Raw genomic sequence first — 6,000 nt, 5'->3', positions numbered from 1 at the left:
AGGTGGCGTCCGGTCCGGCCGAGCTGGCGCGGCTGGTGGCGACGGTCGCGGAGGCCGCCGAGGTCACGGTGCTCCCCGGTGGCGGTGTAGATGCCGGCGCAGGTGGCCGCCCAGATCACTGGGACGACGCCGCGGCGAACGAAGTGAGGGGCTCCCGGACGCCATCACGTCCAGGATCCCTCTGCCGCTACGGGGCGTCTACGCGACCAGCTCCCTCGGCTCGCTGATGCCCATTCGCCTGCGCACTTCGCGCTCCACCATGTCGTCGATGATGAGGTGCATCTTGCTCTCCAGCACCCGTACGGATCGGATGTTGTCGACCTGCCGCCAGGCCGTGGTCCAGTCGTTCCACTTCGACTCGGGAAGCCCGCATGCTCGGAGGAACCCGTGCAGCTGGTCGATGCGGCGGGGGAGGGTCTGCCCCTTGATGATTCGGTGCGCGGTGCTGTGGGGCAGCACGCCGAAGTCGCCGGCGCGCTCCTCCATCACGTGCGCCGAGGGGGACCAAGCCCATGCGTGCAGCTCGCGCAGTCGTGCGCTCAGGTCGGCTTCGTCGTACACGTACCTGCACGTAGGCATCGGGCGGGGACGGCGATTCTGTACTTTCTGCATACCCTTCTGGGCGAGGTTCCAGTAGACCATCGCCTGGTCGAGGGTGTCTTGGAAGCCGGGCGCGTAGAGGTCCGTGAAGAAGAGCTGCTCGGCGAGCCTGACGAATACGAGATGGGGCACCTGGACGTGGCAGGCACGCAGGTACTGACGAACCGTGTGCCACGTCGGGAGAGACGTACCGGCCGCCGCGCGCTTGAGGGTCGCGGCGGACACCTCGGCAACGTCGGCAAGTACGGCGTAGCTCCTGTTCGTCTTCGCCCGCTCGTCCCGGAGGAAGGTCGCGAGGCGGGCGAGTTCCGGCACGGTCTGGTCGACCGGCTTCTCGGGGCGTCCCATGGCCAACCCCCTACTTGCCGGGGGTGATGGCCGCGCTGAAAACCCGGCGGAGCATCGCGCCCGGGCGGGGCTTGCTCGTGGCCAGGACGGCGATCCCGGCGACACCAACGAGCAGGAGGAGGATGTCCTGCACCGGCGTGCCGAGCACGACGAGGACGGACGCCGAGGCGATGAACGCGGTGAAGACGATCGCGTGCGCGACGGTGAAGCGGGCGGGCTCGGTCACCGCGGGCTCGACCGGGGACGTAGGGACGGATGCGGGCTTGGCCGGCATGGGCTCTCCTGAATGCTATTGAGCCCGTCCGGCGACCCAAGGACCGCCGGACGGTGCTACTGGCTCCATTTGCCTTGGACCGCGGGGTAGTTGGCGCCACCCGTGCATGCAGTCCACTTCTGAGCATTCCAGGTGATCCAGAGGTTCGCGTGCACCCGTTCGTGTTGGCTCGCAAGTTGTCCCAGGCGGACTCCTTCTTCGGAGGAGCCGTCTTATCCGACTGGCCTGGGCCATCAGTTCGGTGTGGTGACCACGAAAGGAGATTGGCTCGCGCTTGCATCCCACCGGATGAGTCGGCGCCCGACCTTCAATGGTTGTGACTAGGCATCAATATCGGTAACACTCCATCCCGTAGAGCAATCGGTGCGAGGCGAACTCGGCCGGTTGTGGCGCCCTGATTGCTACTGGCTCCAACCGCAGCTGACCAGGGGATTAGCAGGTTCCGTGTTGGCGCACGGCCTGTGCGAAGCCGATGTCCACGGACGTCGGCTTTCGCCATATGCAGAGCCGCTTCGAACGCGAGAGGCGCCGCCCAGGCGCCGATCTGCTCCAGAGTCCTGGGGCCGCCGCCGCTGACCCCCACCCACGGATCCCCGCACCGGGGATCCGTGGGTGAGATGACCAACCCGTAGCCAGACCGTACGGCCACCGCCGCTGAGACTGACCGGCACGCGGGCACGGGCAGTTGCCCCACCGGGCGACGGCCCGCACTGCTGCAGAGCCACCGGGACCGGGTGTGCAGTGGCGTTTCGCCGGTGAACCGCTGCCTGCGGGAGGGTGAACCGGGTCCGCCCCGCCTGTCGCTCAGGCGGCTGGGGCCGGTAGAACCGGCTCATGATGATCATGAAGCGGTCCGCTGTCGCGGCCGCCGCCGCCCTCGCCGTGACCCTTTCCCTGCCCGTAGCCGCCCAGGCGAGCGGACACCCCGCCGCTCCGGCCGCGGCTGTGCCGCAGGTCCTGCCGATCGGGGTCGCGGTCTCCGCGCTCCCGATCGCAGTGGAGGACCGGACCGGCTACCAGCGAACCTCCTTCCGGCACTGGAACGCCGGCGACGTCCCGGCCGACGGTTGCAACACCCGAGCCGAGGTCCTGCTGGCCGAGGCGATCGTGTACCCGGAGATCGGCCCGGGCTGCACCCTGACCGGCGGGGTGTGGTGGTCGTACTACGACGAGCGGGAGGTCACACCGGCCGGCGCGCTGGACATCGACCACATGGTGCCGCTCGCCGAGGCCTGGGACTCCGGGGCGTCGGCGTGGACCCCCGCGAGACGGGAGGCCTACGCAAACGACCAGGGCCAGCAAGCATCGCTGGTCGCGGTGACGGCCCGCTCGAACCGGAGCAAGGCGGACCAGGACCCGGCGGAGTGGCTGCCGCCGGCGCCGGACGCGCTGTGCCGGTACGGCGTCGAGTGGACCGCGACGAAACTCCGCTGGGGTCTCGCGGTCGATGAGATGGAGCGGGACCGGCTGCAGGACATCGCGGCCGGCTGCGGCGGCACCGACGTGGAATTCACCCCCGCCCCGTAGAACTGCAGCACACGAGCGGAGCCACAACCAGCGGGTGATGGCCCTGCTCGCGCGCTCGCCCAGGCAAGGCGGCTCCGCCGACGCAAGGGACGTTGTCGGTGGTGGTGGTGACCATGGAGAGATGAGCGCCGGTATCGCGCCCGACGGCCCGCACGCGGGGATCGACGGGCTGTGCGAGCAGATCCGGGGCGCCCTCGCAGGGTGGGCGCCCGGGCTGCTCGGCGTTCACATGCACCGGACCGTATCCGGGCCGGCGGAGCTGGCGCGGCTGGTGGCGACGGTCGCGGACGCGGCCGAGCTCACGGTGCTGCCCGGTGACGGTGCGACCGCACGGGCCGAACTCCACGCGGCGGCCGACAGGGCCGCCGCGGCCGCCGACGAGCGGCGGGGGACGGACGTGCGGGCGGAGCTGGCCGCGGTCCGGGCGGGGTGCCGGCGTGCGGCGGTCGCGGTCGGCCAGCGCGTTGTCGTCACCTTCTGACCCACGGCCTGCGCCGGGGCTGTCCGCCGGGTTCATCTGCGTGCGCGCCAGGTGCCGTAGAGGGCGGCGACGGCGCTGATGACGCCGGCGAAGCCGGCTTCACCGACGGCGAGGTAGATGCCGGCGCAGGAGGCGAGGAGCGTGACCAGGACGACGGCGTCGGGAACACGGCGCGCACCGGGGTCCGGCTCGCGGGTGGCCGGGGGCTGGGCAGGATCGGGGTCGGGTGTCTGGGGGGTGGTGCGGGTGTTGGTCATGACTCCAGGAGAGCGGCCTGCGGACCCTAGTTCCCAGTGATCCGTACGGGCCCGCTCGGACCCGGATGACCTTCCGCTTCGGCCGCCGGGGAGCGGGCCGGTTCCGGACGGGGCGAAGCGTCCGGAAGCGTTCGTCCGAATCCGCATACGTACGGCCTCACCGCCCTCTAGCGTGGCTTTTCCGCACAAGCAGGGGGGTTTGATGGCAGTAGAGGAATCCGGGGTCGAGCCGCAGGACTGTGAGGCGATCGACGCCTACGAGGCCGCGCTGGACGTCTTCGCCGAGAAGCTGAACCTGCTCCACATCTCCGGCGGCTCACCCTCGTACAGCACGGTCGCCGGCGCCTCGGTGCGGCCGCGCCTTACCACGACCGGCCTGAACGAGATGCTCTCCGGCAAGCGCCTGCCCTCCCTCGAGACGCTCCTGGAATATCTGCGGGTCGTCACCACCCCCAGCGGCCTGGACAGGCCGGCCGCCGCGAAGTTCCGGGCCGATGCCGCGCTCGTGGCGGAGTGGCGCGGGCACTGGCAGGACGCCAAGCTGCTCCAGCGCCGGGCCCAGGCCGCCAACAAACGGGTCCGGGCCACCATCCGCCAGGTCCACGACGACGCCGTCCGTGAGGCCGAAGCCCTGCGCACGGCCGCGCACGCGGAAGCCGAACGAATCCGTACGAGCGCGCACACCGACGCCGAGGACATCCGCGCGCGGGCCCGCCGCGACGCCGACGAGCTCCTCAACCGGTCCCGCGAGACGACGACCGCCACGACGCCGGACAGCGCCGAACCCCAACCTTCCGGAAGCGGGGCCGGACGCGCCGGCTTGCCCCCGCGCCTGGGCACAGTGACCCGGTTACGCCCAGCGGCCGCGGTGCTGGCGGTCGCCGTCGTGGCGGTGGCCACGATCCTGGTGAGCGACTCCTTCACCGGCACACCCGGCGACTGCCCGGACGGACGTACCCAGGCCGCCGCCGGCTCGTCCAACGGCCACGGAAACATCCGGCCCGTGGCGTTCGCCGCCCAACCAGCCGCCTTCATCACCCTTTCCCCCGGGCACTCACTGCTCCGCGGATTCCCGACACCGTCCACCAGCCCAACGCCGGACGCGACGCCGATGCCGGACACCTCCCCGGCACCGGCGGAGTCGGCGACGCCGAGCCCGTCCGCCACGCCGACGCCGACCCCCGCACCGAGCCGATCGGCTCGCTGCACCGAACGCAGCGGCTGACGCAGCTCACCGCCGAAACGCCGGACGGGCGCGGGGCCGGCCGCAGCCGGCCCGCCGTCGCCCGAGCGTCCTTGCGCGGGGGCGACGCCTCTGCGTGTAACGGCACCCCGCTGCCGGCCGGGTGACTCCGGCGCGGGGGCGGACGTTGTTGCCTGCATGGACGAGACGTTGGACGTGCTCCTCGATGGGACGACCGAGCCCCGCCTGAAGCTGATCAGCGGGGACGAGGCCCGGGCCTTGATGGTGCTCCTTGGTGTGCTCGAAGACGACACCCAGTCCGAGGAGATCCGCTACGCGGCCGGCGAGATGCGTTTCCGCCTCGGCTCCCGGCTGGCCCTGCCCGCATGAGGGAGGGGCGCCTTCGTGGAGTCAGGGGTGGAGGTAGCTGTTGAGGTAGGTACGAGCCGCGGCCTCGCTGGTGCCGAGCCCGGTCGCGATCTCCTTGAGCGGTACCTCCTGGGCGGCGGCCTCGCAGGCCGCGTCCTGACCGACCTCGGCGATGACGTACCGCAGGTCCGCCAGCGCCTTCAACGCCACCAGCGGCTCCTCAGCGGCAAGGCCCTCAAGCCGGCGGACGAGCTCGGCGAGGAGCCCGACGAGCTCGGCGGGAAGTTGCACGGCGGAGTCCCGGATCACCGACAGGTGCGCGTCGTAGTCCGCAACCGGCCCGGAGAGGTCGACGTCCGCCTCGTACAGCGGCCGGTCCACAGGCAGGACGGTCCAGTCGAGCGGGTACTCGGCCATCCCCCGCCATCCGCAGGAACAGCTGCCCCGCAGGGCCGCGGCCCGGGGGCGGCCGGACCGGCCGTCGTAGGCGTGCCACTCGCGCGACGACGGCATGTGCGCGCCGCTGCCCACGTCGTAGTAGACCGGGCCGGGCTCGCTGCCGTCGGCGAGCAACACCCCCACCGATCCCGTGTGCGCGGCACTCAGCGTGTTGAGGACCCTGTCCACCAACGGTCACCCGCTCCCGGCAGTCCGGCCGGCCGCCAGTCGGCCGGCCCCCGGCGTCCAGCCTCCCCCGCCCGGGCCGGTCACGTACCGGGAACCACCGAAGGGATGACCGCAGCGAGCCGGTACTGCTGCAGGCCGGGAGCGCGAGGGAGACGGCGGCCTCGGGCTCCGTCGGATCGGCCGGTGCGGGCAGCACGGCGGCGCAGTCACCGTCATCGGGCCGGGGTGCCGTTCGCGGCGACCGCCCTGAGCCCGGCCGAGGTCCGGGCCGCTGCTGTCTGCTCGCGCCGCAGGACTCCGCCGCTGCCAGTTCGGCTACGTGCCCCGCCGTTCC

8 protein-coding genes are annotated in these 6,000 nt (G+C 71.8%); 4 read left to right on the top strand and 4 right to left on the bottom strand.

All coding sequences use genetic code 11. The annotated features are described in order from the left end of the window. Positions 1-198: 198 nt before the first annotated feature. Together AAT21_RS34115 and AAT21_RS34110 are read right to left on the bottom strand one after the other, a co-directional pair. Positions 199-948, bottom strand: coding sequence for a helix-turn-helix domain-containing protein (locus AAT21_RS34115; protein ID WP_046780870.1), 750 nt, complete (start codon positions 946-948; stop codon positions 199-201). A 10-nt stretch (positions 949-958) separates the two neighbouring features. Continuing rightward, positions 959-1,222 carry a hypothetical protein gene (locus AAT21_RS34110; RefSeq protein WP_046780869.1) on the bottom strand — a complete coding sequence of 88 codons (264 nt, stop codon included), beginning with the start codon at positions 1,220-1,222 and terminating at the stop codon, positions 959-961. Positions 1,223-2,065: 843 nt separating this feature from the next. Here AAT21_RS34110 and AAT21_RS34105 point away from each other — a divergent pair. Together AAT21_RS34105 and AAT21_RS34100 are read left to right on the top strand one after the other, a co-directional pair. Further along, on the top strand, positions 2,066-2,749 hold the full coding sequence (locus AAT21_RS34105) for an HNH endonuclease family protein (RefSeq protein ID WP_079026145.1): 684 nt from the start codon (positions 2,066-2,068) through the stop codon (positions 2,747-2,749). Between the two features lie 121 nt (positions 2,750-2,870). Continuing rightward, a complete protein-coding gene (locus AAT21_RS34100) occupies positions 2,871-3,230 on the top strand; it encodes a hypothetical protein (RefSeq protein ID WP_046780867.1) in 360 nt (119 codons plus the stop codon). Positions 3,231-3,262: 32 nt separating this feature from the next. On the opposite strand, the gene AAT21_RS34095 is transcribed toward AAT21_RS34100, so the two are convergent. Further along, positions 3,263-3,487, bottom strand: coding sequence for a hypothetical protein (locus AAT21_RS34095; RefSeq protein WP_046780866.1), 225 nt, complete (start codon positions 3,485-3,487; stop codon positions 3,263-3,265). 202 nt (positions 3,488-3,689) lie between these two features. Between AAT21_RS34095 and AAT21_RS34090 the strand changes: the two genes are divergently transcribed. Together AAT21_RS34090 and AAT21_RS34085 are read left to right on the top strand one after the other, a co-directional pair. Further along, positions 3,690-4,712 carry an ATP synthase F0 subunit B gene (locus AAT21_RS34090; RefSeq protein ID WP_046780865.1) on the top strand — a complete coding sequence of 341 codons (1,023 nt, stop codon included), beginning with the start codon at positions 3,690-3,692 and terminating at the stop codon, positions 4,710-4,712. 156 nt (positions 4,713-4,868) lie between these two features. Further along, positions 4,869-5,060, top strand: coding sequence for a hypothetical protein (locus AAT21_RS34085; RefSeq protein WP_046780864.1), 192 nt, complete (start codon positions 4,869-4,871; stop codon positions 5,058-5,060). A gap of 21 nt (positions 5,061-5,081) precedes the next feature. On the opposite strand, the gene AAT21_RS34080 is transcribed toward AAT21_RS34085, so the two are convergent. After that, positions 5,082-5,669, bottom strand: coding sequence for a hypothetical protein (locus AAT21_RS34080; protein WP_052758113.1), 588 nt, complete (start codon positions 5,667-5,669; stop codon positions 5,082-5,084). Positions 5,670-6,000 lie beyond the last annotated feature (331 nt).

Source organism: Streptomyces yangpuensis, assembly GCF_001005295.1.
GTDB classification, from domain to species: domain Bacteria; phylum Actinomycetota; class Actinomycetes; order Streptomycetales; family Streptomycetaceae; genus Streptomyces; species Streptomyces yangpuensis.
This window is presented reverse-complemented; position numbering and strand designations above follow the sequence as displayed.